Annotated in this window: 12 protein-coding genes; 8 read left to right on the top strand and 4 right to left on the bottom strand. The window is 58.2% G+C overall.

Features of this window, described 5'->3' with window-relative positions; translation table 11 throughout:
• Window positions 1-242 precede the first annotated feature (242 nt).
• A complete protein-coding gene (locus ACVWWD_RS30650) occupies window positions 243-1,472 on the top strand; it encodes a glycosyltransferase (protein WP_352548247.1) in 1,230 nt (409 codons plus the stop codon).
• Here the strand turns inward: ACVWWD_RS30650 and ACVWWD_RS30645 are convergent.
• Window positions 1,465-2,541: a glycosyltransferase family 4 protein gene (locus tag ACVWWD_RS30645; RefSeq protein WP_352662481.1), complete on the bottom strand. Its 1,077-nt coding sequence runs from the start codon at window positions 2,539-2,541 to the stop codon at window positions 1,465-1,467. The two genes, ACVWWD_RS30650 and ACVWWD_RS30645, sit on opposite strands and share 8 nt — an antisense overlap.
• Before the next feature lie 245 nt (window positions 2,542-2,786).
• Between ACVWWD_RS30645 and ACVWWD_RS30640 the strand changes: the two genes are divergently transcribed.
• The 3 genes from ACVWWD_RS30640 to ACVWWD_RS30630 all read left to right on the top strand — a co-directional run bounded on the left by ACVWWD_RS30640 (window position 2,787) and on the right by ACVWWD_RS30630 (window position 6,637).
• Window positions 2,787-4,058, top strand: a complete 1,272-nt coding sequence (locus tag ACVWWD_RS30640) for a glycosyltransferase family 4 protein (protein ID WP_352662484.1) — start codon at window positions 2,787-2,789, stop codon at window positions 4,056-4,058.
• 148 nt (window positions 4,059-4,206) lie between these two features.
• Window positions 4,207-5,511, top strand: coding sequence for an acyltransferase family protein (locus ACVWWD_RS30635; RefSeq protein WP_352662487.1), 1,305 nt, complete (start codon window positions 4,207-4,209; stop codon window positions 5,509-5,511).
• A gap of 115 nt (window positions 5,512-5,626) precedes the next feature.
• Window positions 5,627-6,637, top strand: a complete 1,011-nt coding sequence (locus tag ACVWWD_RS30630) for a glycosyltransferase family A protein (RefSeq protein WP_352662490.1) — start codon at window positions 5,627-5,629, stop codon at window positions 6,635-6,637.
• Window positions 6,638-6,749: 112 nt separating this feature from the next.
• Here ACVWWD_RS30630 and ACVWWD_RS30625 read toward each other — a convergent pair whose 3' ends face one another.
• Window positions 6,750-8,024: a polysaccharide pyruvyl transferase family protein gene (locus ACVWWD_RS30625; RefSeq protein ID WP_352662493.1), complete on the bottom strand. Its 1,275-nt coding sequence runs from the start codon at window positions 8,022-8,024 to the stop codon at window positions 6,750-6,752.
• Window positions 8,025-8,298: 274 nt separating this feature from the next.
• The gene (locus tag ACVWWD_RS30620) at window positions 8,299-9,732 is read right to left on the bottom strand and encodes an oligosaccharide flippase family protein (protein ID WP_352732707.1); all 1,434 of its coding nucleotides are present in this window, start codon (window positions 9,730-9,732) and stop codon (window positions 8,299-8,301) included.
• Between the two features lie 358 nt (window positions 9,733-10,090).
• On the opposite strand from ACVWWD_RS30620, the gene ACVWWD_RS30615 reads away from it, so the two are divergent.
• From ACVWWD_RS30615 to ACVWWD_RS30600, 4 genes are all read left to right on the top strand, one after another.
• Window positions 10,091-11,524 carry a DUF4214 domain-containing protein gene (locus tag ACVWWD_RS30615; RefSeq protein WP_352732710.1) on the top strand — a complete coding sequence of 478 codons (1,434 nt, stop codon included), beginning with the start codon at window positions 10,091-10,093 and terminating at the stop codon, window positions 11,522-11,524.
• Between the two features lie 32 nt (window positions 11,525-11,556).
• Window positions 11,557-12,906, top strand: a complete 1,350-nt coding sequence (locus ACVWWD_RS30610; RefSeq protein WP_352732713.1) for an apiosidase-like domain-containing protein — start codon at window positions 11,557-11,559, stop codon at window positions 12,904-12,906.
• A 206-nt stretch (window positions 12,907-13,112) separates the two neighbouring features.
• Window positions 13,113-14,174, top strand: a complete 1,062-nt coding sequence (locus ACVWWD_RS30605; RefSeq protein ID WP_023781624.1) for an NAD-dependent epimerase/dehydratase family protein — start codon at window positions 13,113-13,115, stop codon at window positions 14,172-14,174.
• A gap of 5 nt (window positions 14,175-14,179) precedes the next feature.
• The gene (locus ACVWWD_RS30600; RefSeq protein WP_352548228.1) at window positions 14,180-15,490 is read left to right on the top strand and encodes a DUF4910 domain-containing protein; all 1,311 of its coding nucleotides are present in this window, start codon (window positions 14,180-14,182) and stop codon (window positions 15,488-15,490) included.
• Here ACVWWD_RS30600 and rfbC read toward each other — a convergent pair.
• Window positions 15,485-16,033, bottom strand: coding sequence for a dTDP-4-dehydrorhamnose 3,5-epimerase (rfbC, locus tag ACVWWD_RS30595; RefSeq protein ID WP_352566414.1), 549 nt, complete (start codon window positions 16,031-16,033; stop codon window positions 15,485-15,487). The two genes, ACVWWD_RS30600 and rfbC, sit on opposite strands and share 6 nt — an antisense overlap.
• Window positions 16,034-16,109 lie beyond the last annotated feature (76 nt).

The following is a 16,109-nucleotide window of genomic DNA, read 5'->3' as shown; positions in this document are numbered from 1 at the left end:
GGTGTCCGCCGACCCTAGGACGGCGAACACACCTGGACAGCCTGCATAAAAGGGTAAGGACAGCCCCAGGTTACCTCGGAGCACAGGCTTTTGGCGTATTCCGGGCGGACGGTCTCCAACCAAAAGTATTAGGCCGGCCCGCGCCCGCAGCGTCCTGTAACCGATCGGACGACTTGCAAGAGCCATGGCATGAAAGGGAGACTGCGGGCAGTGCGATTGCTGGCTGCAGCAAGGGGGGAACCATGCTCCACGAACGTTCTTCCGACCTGGCAATCGCCGCCAAGCTCGCGGTGCCAATCGAGAAACCGCCGACCGCGCCGGGAAGTGTCGACAGATACGCGAGAATAGCGGTGGTTCACGACTGGTGCCCCAACTTCCGGGGAGGGGAGCGGGTTCTTGCGCAAATCTGCAAGCAGTTTCCGAATGCCGAAGTCTTCACGCTTTTCGATTTTCTGCCGGCCGACGTCAAAGAGCAATATTTTCGGGATGTGGAATTCCATACGTCGGCAGCCAACCGGATCCCCATGGTGCGGAAGTTCTACCGGTCTCTTTTCTTCTTTTGCCCTTTCCTGATCGAGCAATTCGACGTGACAGGCTACGATGCGGTGATCTCCTCTTCGGCCGCGTTTTCGCGCGGCGTAATCACCAGGCCGGATCAACCGCACTTATGTTACGTGCACAGCCCCGTCCGCTATGCGTGGGATGAGCAGTTCTCCTATCTTCAGCAGGGAAAGTTGGGCTTTGGTCCCAAGGGAATTCTCTATCGATACATGCTGCACCGGCTGAGGACGTGGGATACCAGGACCGCGCATGGTCCGGATCTGATGTTGGCGAACTCGAACTATGTCCGTTCCCGAATCCAGCACATTTACGGGCGCGACGCGCGTGTCGTCTTCCCGCCGGTTTGCGTAGGAGAACTGCCGTGTGTGGAGGACAAGGATGACTACTACGTCTCGGCATCCTTCCTAGCCCCATACAAGCGCACCGACCTGGTCATCAGGGCCTTCAACGAAATGCCGTCGCGACGGCTGGTCGTCGTTGGCGAAGGACAGCAATCCGCCAGCTTGCGATCGCTGGCTGGGCCCAACATCTCGTTTGCGGGTTTTCTACCCCGCAAGGAGTATATAGAGACGCTGGCGCGGGCAAAGGCCATGGTCTTCGCGGGCTGCGAGGACTTCGGCATCGCTTTGGCCGAGGCGCAAGCCTGCGGGACCCCGCTGATTGCCTTCGGCCGAGGCGGCGCGGTTGACATCGTGCGGCGCCTGGGGTCCTCGGCCGAGCCGACGGGGGTGCTGTTCAAGGCGCAGACTATCGAGTCTCTCAAGGCGGCGGTCGTGCGCTTCGAAGAAAACAGCCACGCTATCACCCCCAGCGCCTGCACCGCTAATGCAGCGCGCTTTTCCGAAGAGAACTTCGATCGCGCGATTCTGGAATCGATCGGGGCAGTCCAGTCACTTCACGACATCATATGAGTTCGCGCACCCTGACGTCCTTGGTTTGCGCGTCGAGGCCATCGGCAGCCGCCATGGCCTTGAGATAAAGCAACGCCGTCGCCCTCCAGCTGTATGCTGACGCCCTTGCCTTTCCCTTTGCCAACATCTCCGTTCGCAACGCCTGAGAACGATGAAGTCGCATGAAGCTGTCGAACCATGCCTCCGGATTGTCGGGAGAGGCGTATAGGGCCGCGCTCGCGCAGACCTCAGGCAGGCTTGCGCGGTCGGAAACCACCACGGGGCAGCCGACAGCCATCGCCTCGAGGGCAGGGAGGCCGAAGCCTTCGGTAAGCGACGGGAAGGCCAGGCACAGCGAGTCCGCAAGGAGAGCAGCCAACTCGCCATCGGAAACGCGGCCAAGCCAGTGGATGTTTTGCGCTTGCGTGCGCGCAGAACCTGACCGGTAAACGCGGGATTCCGACATTCCGACGATGGCTATCCTGAGCCCGACTGCTCCAAGCCGGTCAGCCATGTTCAGGACCAAGTCTACATTCTTGTGGGGTGCGGCACTTCCGATCATGACTATGGTGTCCCGGGAGGCCGCCAACCGTGTCGGCGCCGAGTGTTCAGGCTTCCAACGCAAGACATGCTCATGGCCGTTAGGGGCCACGAGGGCCTGGTGGGCCTGGATCACGCCTTGCCGGATGAGTTCACCGAGCGAAAAATCGGAGACAGTCGAAATACCCCACGCAGTCTTGCCGAGGCGAGGCAACAGCGTTCTGTAAAGGCTTCTGAAGGCGAGGGAATAGCTCTGCGGCGCGTTCCATACATTTGCGTCATGAATACAAACGATATGTTTGTGGGCAAGCAGCGGCCCGGTATTGCAGAGGCTGAGCAGACCGCCGCCGTCGAGAGCGACGGGAAGTCGCGCTTGCTCCCAAACATGCCCGCGCGCGCCTCCGATCTCTCGGCGTTCGATGGACGTGAGGGGAATGTCCCCCGATCCGGGTGGACAGAGCAGGCGGAGCTGGAGATCGCTAGCAAGTGGTACTCGCTCCTCAATCAACGAGTCCAGCGAACGGACGATTTCACGGGCATAACGTTGCACGCCCGTTGTCGCCTGGGAAAGAAAGCGCCCATTAATCGTCCAACGTCGTGGCATGCCCTTACCCCCGAGACTTTCACTGTGGAGCGGCCATAGGGGCGCAGTCACTACGGCCATTCGGTCACCTGTTGGCGCGGAGCCTCATCCGGCCGGGCGAGGGCGGTGTTCAACCTACCTCGAACGTTGGAGGGCCGTGCGCGACCGAGAATGCTAATCTGACCACAGGTGCGGCCGGACCGGAGAGGGTTATGGGTAATTCCGAATTCGATGCGACGCAGTCGCCGTCATCAAGGCGGTTGAATGGCCACGACAGCGGCACACAGCTGGCGGGAACCCTTGTCGAAGACGCCAAATACCTGGTTGGTATACCCGAGCGAAAGTCACGGGACCAGGGGGCGGCGAGGCGACGCTGGACGATAAACGGAGACTTCACGACGCTTCGCCGTAATGGAGTAGCCCGTTATGCTCGCGAAGTGACCATGGCTCTCGACGCTCTCATTTCGGAAGGTCATCCCCTTGGTCGCGACCTGGACATGGATCTGGTGATCCCACGCCCGCTAACCGAACCCTTGCCCCTTAAGGCCATCGCCGTCCGCATCATTCCGGAATTCAACAGACCACGACTTCCTCAATTTTGGGTTCAGGCGCAGTTGCCCTGGCATGTGCCTGGCGGGTTGCTGAGTTTCTGCAACCTCGCTCCCGTCATGCTTAGCCGTCAAATCGCTTGTATCCACGACATGCACACGAGGCTGATGCCGTTGAGCTATGCGAGAGGCTTCCGGTGGGCGCATCGCCTCATACTCCCAGCGCTCGGCAGGCGGGCTGCTCGTATCACGACGGTCTCGCAGCTGGCGCGAAGTCACCTGATCAAGTTCGGAATAGCACCGGAGGAAAATATCGTCGTCACCTACAACGGCAGCGACCATGCCAGGAGATGGGATGCCAAGAAATCGTCCCTGGCCGTGGATCGGCGTAGGCCATATGTCCTTTGCCTTGGCCGGGGGGACCAAGAATACAAGAACCTGGAACTTCTTGCCCGGCTGGCTCCACTCCTCGATGACATGGGTCTGGATCTGTGGATGCCTGGGGACGTCGACGAAGCCACAATCCTGCGATACGTTGCGAAACTGCCCGACAACATCGTCTTGCTTGGCCACATAGGCGATGACGACTTCAAGAAGGCGCTCGAGGGCGCTTTGTGCTTCCTGTTCCCCTCACGCATCGAGGGTTTCGGGCTCCCGGCGGTCGAGGCGATGGCGTCTGGCTGTCCCGTCATTGCATCGAGCTCGCCGTGCCTCCCGGAAATCTGTGGGGACTCTGCTCTTTATGCCGATCCTGACGATGTCCATGCGTGGGCCGAGAAGGTCCGCCAGCTTGTGCTCACCCCAGCATTGCGCGAGTGGCTGGTGACCAAGGGCAACACCAGGGCAAGCAGTTATTCCTGGCGGTGGATCGCGTGGAAATACCTGGAACTGATGGTCCAGGTTGACGCCGATTTCGCGGAGCGGTCCCGCGGCTAGAGACCGTCCGAAGGAAACGACCTTGCCGATTTCCCGAAACCGGCCGCAAAGCCGCGCTGATTGAAGGCTTCGTGTCTGGCCGGGTGCCAATCCGCGCTCGACAGCCTAACAGAAACGATTGACCCAATATTCCTCAAATGGATTAGCAATGCGCCGTTTGGGTCAATTCTCAGGTCCGCTCGCCTCCGGTAAATTGAGATCGAAGCCGATCGAGGGCAAACAGGCCACCGTAGCGGCTTCATTGGATAGGGCGATGGTCTTCTTAACGCTCGGCACGGTCCGCCTGGCATCGATAACGGCCAGGGTCAACGCTGAGTACTCTCCGGCCGCGGCCCGGTCTGCTCAGGCAAGGAAGTTCTGGCACAATCCTCAGCTTTTGAGGCTCGTATCCGCCTATGCCATCGCCTACATCCACATGCCTGCGGTGGTTGGCGCCGCCCACATTCATCCGGCTGTCTTGGAGATTTTCCGTTTCGGAACGGATTTGTTCGTGGTTCTGGCCGGCTTTCTAACCGCGCATGTGCTCGGGAACAACGGCATGTCCGCAGGTGCTTATTTGCGCGCGCGGCTCATTCGCATCGTGCCTTTATACTGGGGCTTCACGGTTCTCGCATTTCTTGTCGAAAATTACGCGATGAATAACCATTCGACGCCCTTGTCAGCACTCTTCATGTCGCTTGCCTTCGTCCCCTACGGTCCATACCCGATCCTGTATCCGACCTGGACCTTGCTGGTCATCGTCGAGTTCAGCTTGATTATCGCGGCTTTTCAGACTGCCAGCGCCAAAAACGGTGTTTTCTATTCCGCCGCCTTTGCGGTACTCCTTGCAGGCGCTGGCAGAATAACGAGATTCGAGAACCCGATTTTCGTATTTTATACCAATCCCATACTGATCGATTTTGCCCTCGGCATCCTCATCTTCACGCTTGTCAGCTCTGGGCCCTTCCTTTTCAAAATGCCGCAGCGCCGCGTCGTTGTTCTCGCAGCGGTGGCAGTCACCTTCGGAGCTGTGGCTGCAGTGTTGCGTCCGTTCTTCTGGCCGGCACTGCCTCGCGTCCTCGCCCTCGGCGTGCCGATGTCGCTTCTGTTGCTGGGGGTTGTTACTCTGGAGCAGCTTGGCATCTACGCCCACTCGAAATTTTTGAACTTTCTCGCCAAATGCACCTACTCGATCTATCTGACACACTGGTTCGTGGATCTCATCTCCGAAAAGCTCGTTGTCGAAAGCGGAAATTCGGCATGGCTGGCCACGGTGCTGTTGTTCGTGACCCCCATGGCCGTAACCTGCGTGTCAGTTTTCGTCTATCTTTATGCTGAAGTGCCTATGACTCGATACCTGTCTGATTGGTTCGTCGCACCGGGAATATCACCGTCATCGGCAGCGCCTAGATCGACGACAGGGCATCAAGGTGGCGCGCAGCCCGGATCGGAGCATCGAAGCCGTTTGCCATGAGAAAGGTCCTGGGCTGCCTCATCTTAACGAAGCCACCGACAGAAGCTGAGGTCGGCTTCTCGCTTTTGAGTAGGTCAATTCAATATCGCCGTCCGAAACGAAAAAAGATAACGTTATGAGACACTGCTCGGCGCCAGCTCTACCTCTCGTTGCGGTGGTAACGCCCGTATACAACGGAGGTGCGTATCTGGAGGCTACGATGAGATCTGTTCAGCGGCAAAGCTATGATAACATTATACACGTTATCGTTGACAATTGCAGCTCGGACAACACGCCGCAAATCATCGATCGCTTTCGGTCGGAGCGTGTTGAGCTGATTACCATTCGCAATGACAGCCTCCTTCCGCTGCGAGAAAACTGGACCAAGGCGCTTTGTGCGGTTCCCACCGAGGCCCTTTACGTGAAGATTCTATGCGCAGACGACCTGATGCGCAGCGATTGCATCTCGCGCTTCGTGGAGATTGCTCAATGCGACGAAAAAATCGAGGTCGTTCTTTGCGACGACATCTTCATGGACAGGGTCCATCGCGCGAATTTGCCGTTGAAACAAGGTGTTTTTGGAGGCCTTGAGATCGCGGCCAAGATGCTAGACGAAAGCATTAATTGGCTGCCCTATCACCACTTATTCGTTCGTTTTCCTGGCAGCGCGCAAAGCCCGGTATTCTTCAACGATGCGCCGATCCATTTTGATTTTTCTGCAGTCGTGCGCAGTGTCCTGCGTGGCAAGCTCGCCTATTTGCACGCGCCACTCGTCTACACACGGTGGCACCCGAACTCGCTTACAAGCCAGCAACTCGGTGCGAATCAGTTAAAAACCTTACTTGAGCGTTTTGACATTTTATGTGCCTTTGGGGTGCAGTGTTGGGACGAGCCGACTTTCCGAAGTAAAAAGGAATGTATGCGTGCCAGAATGATGCGCTTGGCCATAAAATGGACAGTGATGGGAAGGCTAGACGCCGCTCAGGAACTCTTGAAGGGCCTGAAAGAGCGGCAGGTCGCTCCGAGCGCCGCGGATTGGGCCAAATCGCTGGTTGGATGGCTGCCCTATTCGAATTGGAAACGAAGCTGGCGTCTTTCAACGGGCCCTGAGATTGGCGAAGCCAAGTTCTGCTCGGAGAATTTTTAAGGCGGAGGCCGCTGACCGAATGCATCCACAGGAGTTGCTGAGCGGTTGAAGCCGCGACAGATCGCGCGAGACAGTATTTCAGCAGGCAATAATTTGGCGCCTCGGCTTAATTTCAAAGGATCTTGGACAACAACTCCTGCTCGTGCTCCTTTACACGAAACAGTACATGATCGAGATGGCGCCGAACGACTGCGCGATAGTGCACCTTGTTCTTTAACAGTTCGGTGAGGTGCGTCTCCAACAGCTCCAGGTCGAGATTTTCTATGGATTGACAGAAATCGCCAAGACCGAAATCAGTCATCACCGCATCGTTCTTGGCCTCGTATCCGATGGAGATTGTCGGTACAGCAAGCTTCAGAGCGCAAACCACGTTATGGAAACGGGTGGCGACAACGACGTCAGTGTCGCCAATTTGCCGCATGACGTCATGCAGGGAGTTGATTGGCTCGGCAACAAGCTGACGAGCCTGCCGAGTGAAGCGGGTGCCGTCGATCAGGTCATATCCGCTCGCCTTAGCAATTCGGCCGATATCCCTGACTGCCCGCATATCCACGGTTTCGCCGATAATAAGGCGTACTCGGTAGCCTCGATCCAGCAATGAGTTGACGAAACGGCCCATCTTCTCGATATAGGTTTCATAGATAGCGGTATCCGACCCTGAGCGCGCGCCTGCGCGCCAGCCGTTGTAGTTCATGAGCCCGACCCCAACTGTCGTCAGTTTTCCTCCGGTGTTGTCTCGCACGGGCAATGGCGTAGGCAGTCTGAACACCAGATCTGGGTAGACTTGATCTCTACTTGTGTCGATGCGGAGCGACGATAAGAAATCCTTGGAGACCTGATCGCGGAACGAACGGAAGTAGGCCCAGGCCGCTGCAGACCTCAACATCCGGCGGCTGGTAGAATTTAGGATCGGACCTGCGCCGGTTCCAATAAAGCAGAACTTCACCCCCGACAGTCGCGCAGATGCAGCCCAGCGGAACAGACCGTAGGATGTTCCAAATGGACCTGAGCCGTAGTCGTTTAACGTTGACGTTCCTGGCACAATTATGATGTCGAATTGCCTGACATATTTGATTGCCCGGCGCCAGTTCGCTAGCCTTCCCATTATTCTCAGGCTGACTTTATTGCAGAACCTTAGGAGGGTATTGGAAAACTCTGGGGCGCTGATTGGTGTTGTGACAATCTGATGCGCTTTACCAATGGCATCTGGATCAACACAGACGCACGCGATAGCCGCCTCCGGCCGAGCTTCCCGCAAGAAAAGCAAGAACGCTTCCAATGACGCGTCATTACCGAAATTACCCCCGCCAAACATTCCGAAAAGGCATATTTTCTGTGGCTTTGCGCCGATGACCTGCGAGAACCCATTCCTGTGCGAAAGGACCATGGTGTGTGCTCGCTATCGGTGCATGCATGCGTGCGGCAGCATGATACCGCGGCCGTGCACGCTCTGATTGGAAGGGGCGACCGAGGTCAGGAGGTCCGAATGGCAAATGCGGCGGCTTCGGCATGCCTCGCAGTCCAAGCCTTTCGGCAGGGTGAGGCCCTGCTTCTTGTCCCGCTTGTTCTCGTCCATAAACATTCGCGTCCTTCCAGGCTCGTTTGGATAACCATTGGCTATGCGACTTTTTCGTCGGCCATCGTGTTCACTGGTGCTCGCCTCACTCGGCCGGGCGGAGCGAGGCACGCCCTAAACCGGGAATGGACCTGATTATCTCGTCAACCAAAGGATGTCGGGTAAGGACCAATGCCGCTCCCCATCCACCAAACGCCAACACCCCTGCTGCGAGTGCCTGCCCATGTGAAAGAGCGAAGCCTGTGCCCGACAAGAAAGCCACGCACAGCGGACCAGCCGCGCTCGCTATGGCCATGACGGCGCTTCTCCATAGCGCTGCGGCGATATCCTTCAGTTTCAATCCCAACCGTCGCCGAACGAAGCTCAGGGCAACATATGCCTGGAAAGGAACCGTCACCAGCATACACCAGGCGGCCGCCTGCAATCCGCCGAAGACGCCAGCCATTGACAACAGAATGCCAGAAATCGGGAAGACGATGAGGGCACGGATGAACAAGTCGCGGATCGCACCGACTGCAACCAATACCGGGTAATTGAGCTCAAAACTGAAGGAGAAGAGAAGAGCAATCGCGACGACCTGAACAAGCGGCGCAGCCTCGATCCATTGTCGACCGAGCACGACGTCCACGACCGGATAGGCCAGCACTGAGAGCACAAGGAGAGCCGGCCAGTAGAAAGCCGTGACAATAGAAAGGGCCGCGAGATACGGGCGCTTCAAATCACTGCCTTGTCTGACCTCTGCCGAAAACGCCGGCAATACGACAGCCACGGCCCCTCCGAGGAGGAGTTTGTCGGGTATCTGGCTGATCAAGAGGGTCCTGCTGAACAAGGCTGCGGCATTCGGTGACACCAGTCGGCCCAACAACAGCAGGGGCAGGGCGTCAAAAATGCGGAAGAGTATGGCGATGGAGCCGTTGTATCCGCCGAACGAGACCATTGCGCGCCAATTGGCGAGGGTTGGCTTGAACATCCAGAAATGCGGACACAGGGCAAGTGCAAGGCATGCAGCAAGCCCACTGCCGATTAGCCACGCCCAAGCGAAGCTCATATAGCTGAAGCCCGCGAACGCCAAAGCGATTGTTGCCACAGCCCCTGTCGCGCCGTTGGTGATGCTAATGGCAGCTACCTTGCCGAAGGCCATTTCCCGGCGCAGGAGAGCGTTGACCAGGATAACCAAGGCGTCGAGGAAGAGGCAGGCTGAAATAACTCGAAAATAGGGGACGAGGTTCGGCTCCGCGTAGACTGAGGCCAGAATAGGGGACGCGGCTAGGAGAACGGTGACGGCAATCCCGGTAAGGACGAACATCACTGTAAAGGCCCCCCGAATATCCTCGCGGCTGAGTTCCCCGCGCTGGATCAGGAAGCTTGAACTGGAGAATTCCCTGACAGATAGGGCTATCGCCAGGATTGCCATCCCGATCACCGACACGCCGATTTCCTGTGGTGTCAATAAGCGCGAAACCACTGCGGTCGTGGCGAAATTCGATACGAGCAGGACATAACGTTCGCCCGTGCTCATCAGAAGTGCGCGTTTAACAGAAGGCATAGTGCCCTTTCCCGGTAGCGGCGGGGCCGCCTTCGTCACGCTGAATAGTCCGACAAACCCAGTTAAAGGTCAGTACCTTCAAAGTAAGGACTAATCACAGACGAAAGGGGTAACGAGCATGGCAGCCGGAGTTGTCGGGCCTTTTTCCAGATCAGCTATGGGCTGATCACATTTGGGTAAAATAGGGCGTAAGAGGTTCAAGACAGGGCGTGAGTTGGTGGCGACCTCCGAAAGGGGTATCGCAGACGCGTCGGTCACCCGTATGGGTAGATTGCTACCGGCGCTCACAGTCCCGACTATCGAGGCCGCCCCGACCGGGAGAACTGTCGCCATGTCGTTTCGTTTCGCAGTCGCTTTGGCTTGCCTGCCGGCGTTTGTCTCGTCTGCCTCCGCCAGTTTCCTTTGGGGCATTAATGGTCATCCAATAGTTGCTTATCCGGGTATCCCGATCGAAAGGCAACTCGACTTCGTTAAGGATCTCGGCCTGAAGTCGTACAGGGTCAATGTTAGGGGCGAGGGCGACGTGGATACGCTTGCCAACCTTGTCTCCGCCGGAAAGGTGAGAGGCATCGAGATCCTGCCCGTCCTCACGCCCGCCGGAATCGATATGGACAAGGATAGTCCGGAAGAACTTTACGCCAGGACCCGGAAACTTGCGATCGCACTTGGCTCAAGGTTCAAGGCCGACATCCGTGTCTGGGAACTCGGCAACGAGATGGAGAACTACGCCATCATCAAACCTTGTGAGAAGCGCGATGATGGTTCGCAATATCCATGTGGTTGGGGACCTGCAGGTGGAACGGGAACGCTCGATTACTACGGCCCGCGCTGGATGAAAGTGAGTGCCGTCCTCAAGGGGCTGTCCGAAGGGATGATTGCGGCCGATCCGACCATCAGCAAGGCGATCGGCACCGCCGGATGGGGCCACGTCGGCGCGTTCGCACGGATGAAGCAGGACGGCATCGCTTGGGATATCTCGGTTTGGCATATGTACGGCGACGATCCGGAATGGGCTTTCCGGGAAATCTCGGCCTACGGCAAGCCGATATGGGTTACCGAATTCGACAACCCTTACGGAAGCCAGCGCGGCGAGAAGCAGCAGGCCGACGGCATCAAGCAGACAATGACGAGACTTCAAGACCTCAACAAGAAGTACAAGGTCGAGGCCGCGCACATCTACGAACTCGTCGATGAGGCCTACTGGGCTCCTAGCATGGAAGCCAATATGGGATTGGTGAGGCTGATCCCGGCGCCCTACGGTAAATGGAGGGTCGGCGAGCCTAAGCCTGCCTATAAGACGGTGCGTGACTTCACCCGCGGCCCGCAGCCGGCGCCTAGACCGTACCGGGAATGCGATCCAGAGACCCTGGCTGCAAACAAACCCCTTTATGTGAGGCAGGCAAGTTTCGTCTATTGCCTCATTCTTGGTCACGATGGCGACACGGCCAGCGTGGATCGTTGGTCGGCAGCTCTTGAAAGCGGGAATAGCAAGCTTGCTGACATGATCTTGGACATGATGGACACCGACGATTTCGAAAGCAGATATGCCACGATCGGCCTGACGGACCGCGCCTACATCAGTTTCCTCTACCTGCTGCTTCTTGACCGTCCCGCAGACAACTACGGCCTTGACACCTATACGCGGCCGCTACGCGCGGGCACCATGACCCGCAAGGACGCAGCCTACGGCATTGTCACCTCATCGGAGTTCAACTCCAGGCACTCCTCCATCCATGAGGTCTCCGGGGCGCCGACCCCTGGGTGAGCATGATCGACGGGCGGGAGGGAGTGAGCGCAATGCGCTTGATGTCTGTTGTCATGACCTGCGTCTTTTTGGTGGCTATGGAGACCGGAAGCTTAGCCTGCGAACGCGACAAGGGGACGCGTTTCCCTTTACGGATCGAATCTGGAAAGAGCTTTCCGGTCGACAAGGACGGCCATCCATTCTTGATGCATGGCGACTCGGCCTGGTCCCTCATCGCAGATCTGAAGGATGACGAAGCATACCTCTATCTTGAGGACCGCAAGGCTCGTGGTTTCAATACGGTGCTGGTCAACCTGCTAGAGCACCGATTTTCCCGCAACGCGCCCGCAAACGCATATGGCGAGAGGCCATTCGCTGGCAACGCCGATTTCGCCGTTCCGAATGAGGCGTATTTTGCCCATGCGGACCGTGTCCTGCAGAAGGCTTGCGACCTCGGTTTCCTGGTGCTGCTTGCCCCAGCGTATCTCGGCTATCGCGGTGGTATTGACGGTTGGTATCAGAACATGGCGGCCGCAGGGCCAGGAAGGCTTGCTTCGTACGGCCATTTCGTCGGACATCGCTACCGGCACTTCGACAATATCATGTGGGTCAACGGTGGCGATGACGATCCAGCGGACAAGGATCTGGTGAGGGCTGTTGCCAAAGGCATCCTTGACGAGGACCCGGGCGCTCTTAGCACCATCCATGGCGCTCCCGAAACGCCACCACTTGATTTGTGGACTCACGAATCCTGGCTGAACGTGAACAACATCTACACATACGGACCTGTCTACACGGCCGCGATCAGGGAGTACGGCAGGGGTATGCCTTTCTTCCTGATTGAGAGCGCCTATGAGTTCGAAAGTGGTACCGACGAGTACCGGGTCCGCATTCAGGCTTACCAGGCGATCTTCTCGGGCGCCTTTGGCCACCTCTACGGCAACAACCCGATATGGCATTTCGGCGGGCCCGGTCTCCATCGGCAAACATTGGGGTGGAAAGAGGCTCTGAACAGCCCGGGGGCAAAAAGCATGGGGGTGCTTTTCGCTTTCATGTCATCGATAAAGTGGTGGCTGCTCGAACCCGACAGCAAGAACAGACTGCTCGTCGATGGCACGGGCAAGGACATGGGGAGGGCGGTCGCCGCGGCCGCCAGGGACGGATCCTACGCTGTCGTCTACATGCCAGGCAACGACCGCATCACAGTGGACCTGGCGCAGCTTTCGGCGGCTTCCGTCCGCGCTCGCTGGCGCGATCCAACCAGCGGAGAGCTGACGGATGTCGAAGATTCTCCCTTCAAGGCGGAGCGCACGGTTTTCCAGCCGCCAGAGCTAAACAGCCGCGGATACAGGGATTGGATCCTGGAGCTGATAGCTCAAGGCCCCGTAGCTCAAAGCCAATGAACGCGCAATTGCGTGCAGCCGGCAGCGCAAGGCAAGTCGTGCGCCGGTTCCTTCGAAAGGGTTAGACGAGCGCCACTGCAAAAGAGGTAAGCGCCGGCAACGCTTCCTCGAACGGGGAATCCTGGGCGTCCATTGGCGTTCTCCCCCGTTCCTTCAAGCCCAAGTAGCCTCCCGGATATCAATATCGGTTTGAGAAGAGGTGCGCGATGAAAGTCATGGTAACCGGCCATCAAGGCTATATCGGATCGGTGATGGTGCCGATGCTGCTTCGTGCCGGGCATTCGGTGATGGGCTATGACAGCGATCTCTACCGGCGCTGCACCTTTGCCGCTGGGGGCGAGCGGGCTTCAATTCCATCCATCCAAAAGGATGTCAGGGACGTGCATGCGCGCGACCTCGAAGGGTTCGATGCCGTCATCCACCTTGCGGCCCTTTCCAATGACCCGCTGTCCGACCTTGATCCGGACATCACCTACGAAATCAACCATAAGGGCAGCGTCCGCTTTGCGAAGGCGGCCAAGGACGCCGGCGTGTCGCGCTTCCTGTTCGCCTCGTCTTGCAGCAATTACGGACAGGCAGGGGACGGGATGGTCGATGAAACTGGCGAACTGAATCCGGTCACGCCCTATGGTTGGTCGAAGGTCCTTTCAGAACGGGATATTTCCGAACTGGCCAGCAGCAGCTTTTCTCCCACCTATTTCCGCCCCGCCACGGCGTATGGGCTCTCGCCGCGGCTCCGTTTCGACATCGTATTGAACAATCTGGTCGCGTGGGCGGTCACCAAAGGCGTCATCCTCCTGAAGTCCGATGGAACACCGTGGCGACCGATTGTCCATATCGAGGACATTTCCAGGGCATTCATTGCCGGGCTGGAGGCGCCCCGCGAGGCCATTCACAATCAAGCCTTTAACGTGGGACGAACCGACCACAATTACAGGATCCGGGACATCGCCGAGATCGTCGCCGAGATCGTGCCCGATTGCCGGCTTGAACTCGCGCCCGACGCCGGACCCGACAAACGCTCCTATCGGGTCAACTTCGACAAGATCGCGCTTGCCCTGCCTGCCTTCAGGCCACAATGGGATGCGCGCAAGGGTGCCGAGCAACTCTACCAGGCATACCGGAAGTCGAATGTCACGCTGGAGGAATTCGAGGGGCCGCGCTTCCAGCGCATCGGTCACATCAGGCATCTGTTGACCAGCGGACTTCTGGACGAGCGGATGCGGGTTGCTGGAGTATCCAAGCCATTGGAGGAGGCGCTCGGATAAGCTGGATGGAACACCTGAACCCCGCCGGGATCGGCCCGCCGGCAACCGGAGTCGGTCACGAAATTTATGCCCTGGCCGAACGTCTGTTTCCCATCTGCCGGAGCATCACGGGAAACGGCGTTCGAGCAACGCTGGATGTCCTGTCACAGCATATCGAGTTGGAACGGCACGAAGTGCCCACCGGGACGCAGCTGTTCGACTGGACCGTTCCGAAGGAATGGAACATACGCTCTGCAACCATCACAGGCCCGGACGGACAGACGGTCCTCGATTTTGCGGATTCCAACCTGCACGTCGTCAACTACAGCTTGCCGTTCAAGGGCATCCTGCCGCTCGCCGAGCTGAGGCCGCACATTCATACTCTGCCCGAACAGCCGCAGCTGATCCCCTACCGCACCAGCTATTACGCCCCGACCTGGGGCTTCTGCGCAGCCCACGACCGTGTGGCCGACCTGCCCGACGGTTTCTACCGTGTGGAGATCGACGCCGAGCTCGAGGACGGCACTCTCACATACGGCGAATACCTGCACCGCGGGGAGAGCGAGCGGGAATTCCTCCTCTCGGCCCACATTTGCCATCCCTCACTTGCCAACGACAACTGTTCGGGCTTGGCGCTGCTGGCAATGCTGGCGAGAAGTCTCAAGGCAAGGAAGACACGATACAGCTACCGCTTCCTATTCGCTCCCGGCACGATCGGCGCGCTCGCGTGGCTGTCGCGCAACGAGGACCGTACATGTCTCATCGACCACGGTCTGGTGCTGTCATGCGTTGGCGATTCAGGAGGCCCGACATACAAGCGCAGCCGCCGCGGGGACGCCTCTATTGACCGAGCCATGTCCCACGTGCTGGAGCGTCGAGCCGGGGCAAAGCTGATGGATTTCTCCCCATACGGGTATGACGAGAGGCAATATTGTTCGCCGGGCTTCAATCTTCCGGTCGGGATGTTCCAGCGAAGCGTCCACGGCACATTTCCCGAATACCACACCTCGGCCGACAATCTTGACTTCATCAGGCCAGAGCATCTCGAGGATTCCTTCCGCATCTTGATGGAGGTGATCGACATTGTCGAAGAGGACTGGACGCCGTTGAACCGCTTGCCCAAGGGCGAGCCGCAGCTCGGCAAACGCGGCCTTTATGCAGCCGTGGGAGGGCAGAAGTCGTCGGGGGCGACGTCGATGTCCCTGCTTTGGGTGCTGAACCTCGCCGACGGGCAGCATTCGCTCCTGGCCATGGCGGAGCGCTCGAACCTGCCCTTCAAGGAACTGGCCGCCGCTGCGAAACTGCTGTTGGAACATGAGCTCCTGGTAGCCTTATGAGGCCGTTGCGGTTCGCCGTCTGATAAGGGGCCAGCTTTTGTCCCTTTCCGACATGGCCGTCGGCATCAAGGGCCATCCGATGGACAAGGTGGGGTCATTGTAATGAACGCCGGTTGAAGCGTTGGGCGTATAGAACTGTGATATGAGATACGAGACCTCGGTGCCGTCGGTTAGGGTCTGGAGGCCGTGGGCGAACCCGGCAGGGATATAGAGCTGCTTCATGTTTTCGGAAGTCAGTTCGAAACCGAGCCATTTGTAGCGCGTCGGCGAATTCGGGCGCAGGTCCACGACGACATCAAAAATCGCGCCCCGGACACAGGAGACCAGCTTGACCTCTGCGTAAGGCTCCTCCTGGTAGTGCAGCCCCCTAAGAGTTCCCTTTTTGATCGAATGAGCCCGGCTGTGCTGGACAAAGCGCGTCGCCAGACCACAATCGGCCATCTCCTTCTCACAGAAAAGGCGGGTGAAAGAACCACGGTCGTCAAGCATGGGAGTAGGCTCGATTACCCAGACCCCTTGAAGCTCCGTTTCGGTAAACTGCATGGGTTGACTCCCCGGCGCCGAGTGAGACTGCCGCCTCAATTGTCAGCGTCGCCAGCCCACGCTGTAAGGGCTACCT

It is taken from the genome of Mesorhizobium sp. URHB0026 (genome assembly GCF_054059755.1).
This window is presented reverse-complemented; position numbering and strand designations above follow the sequence as displayed.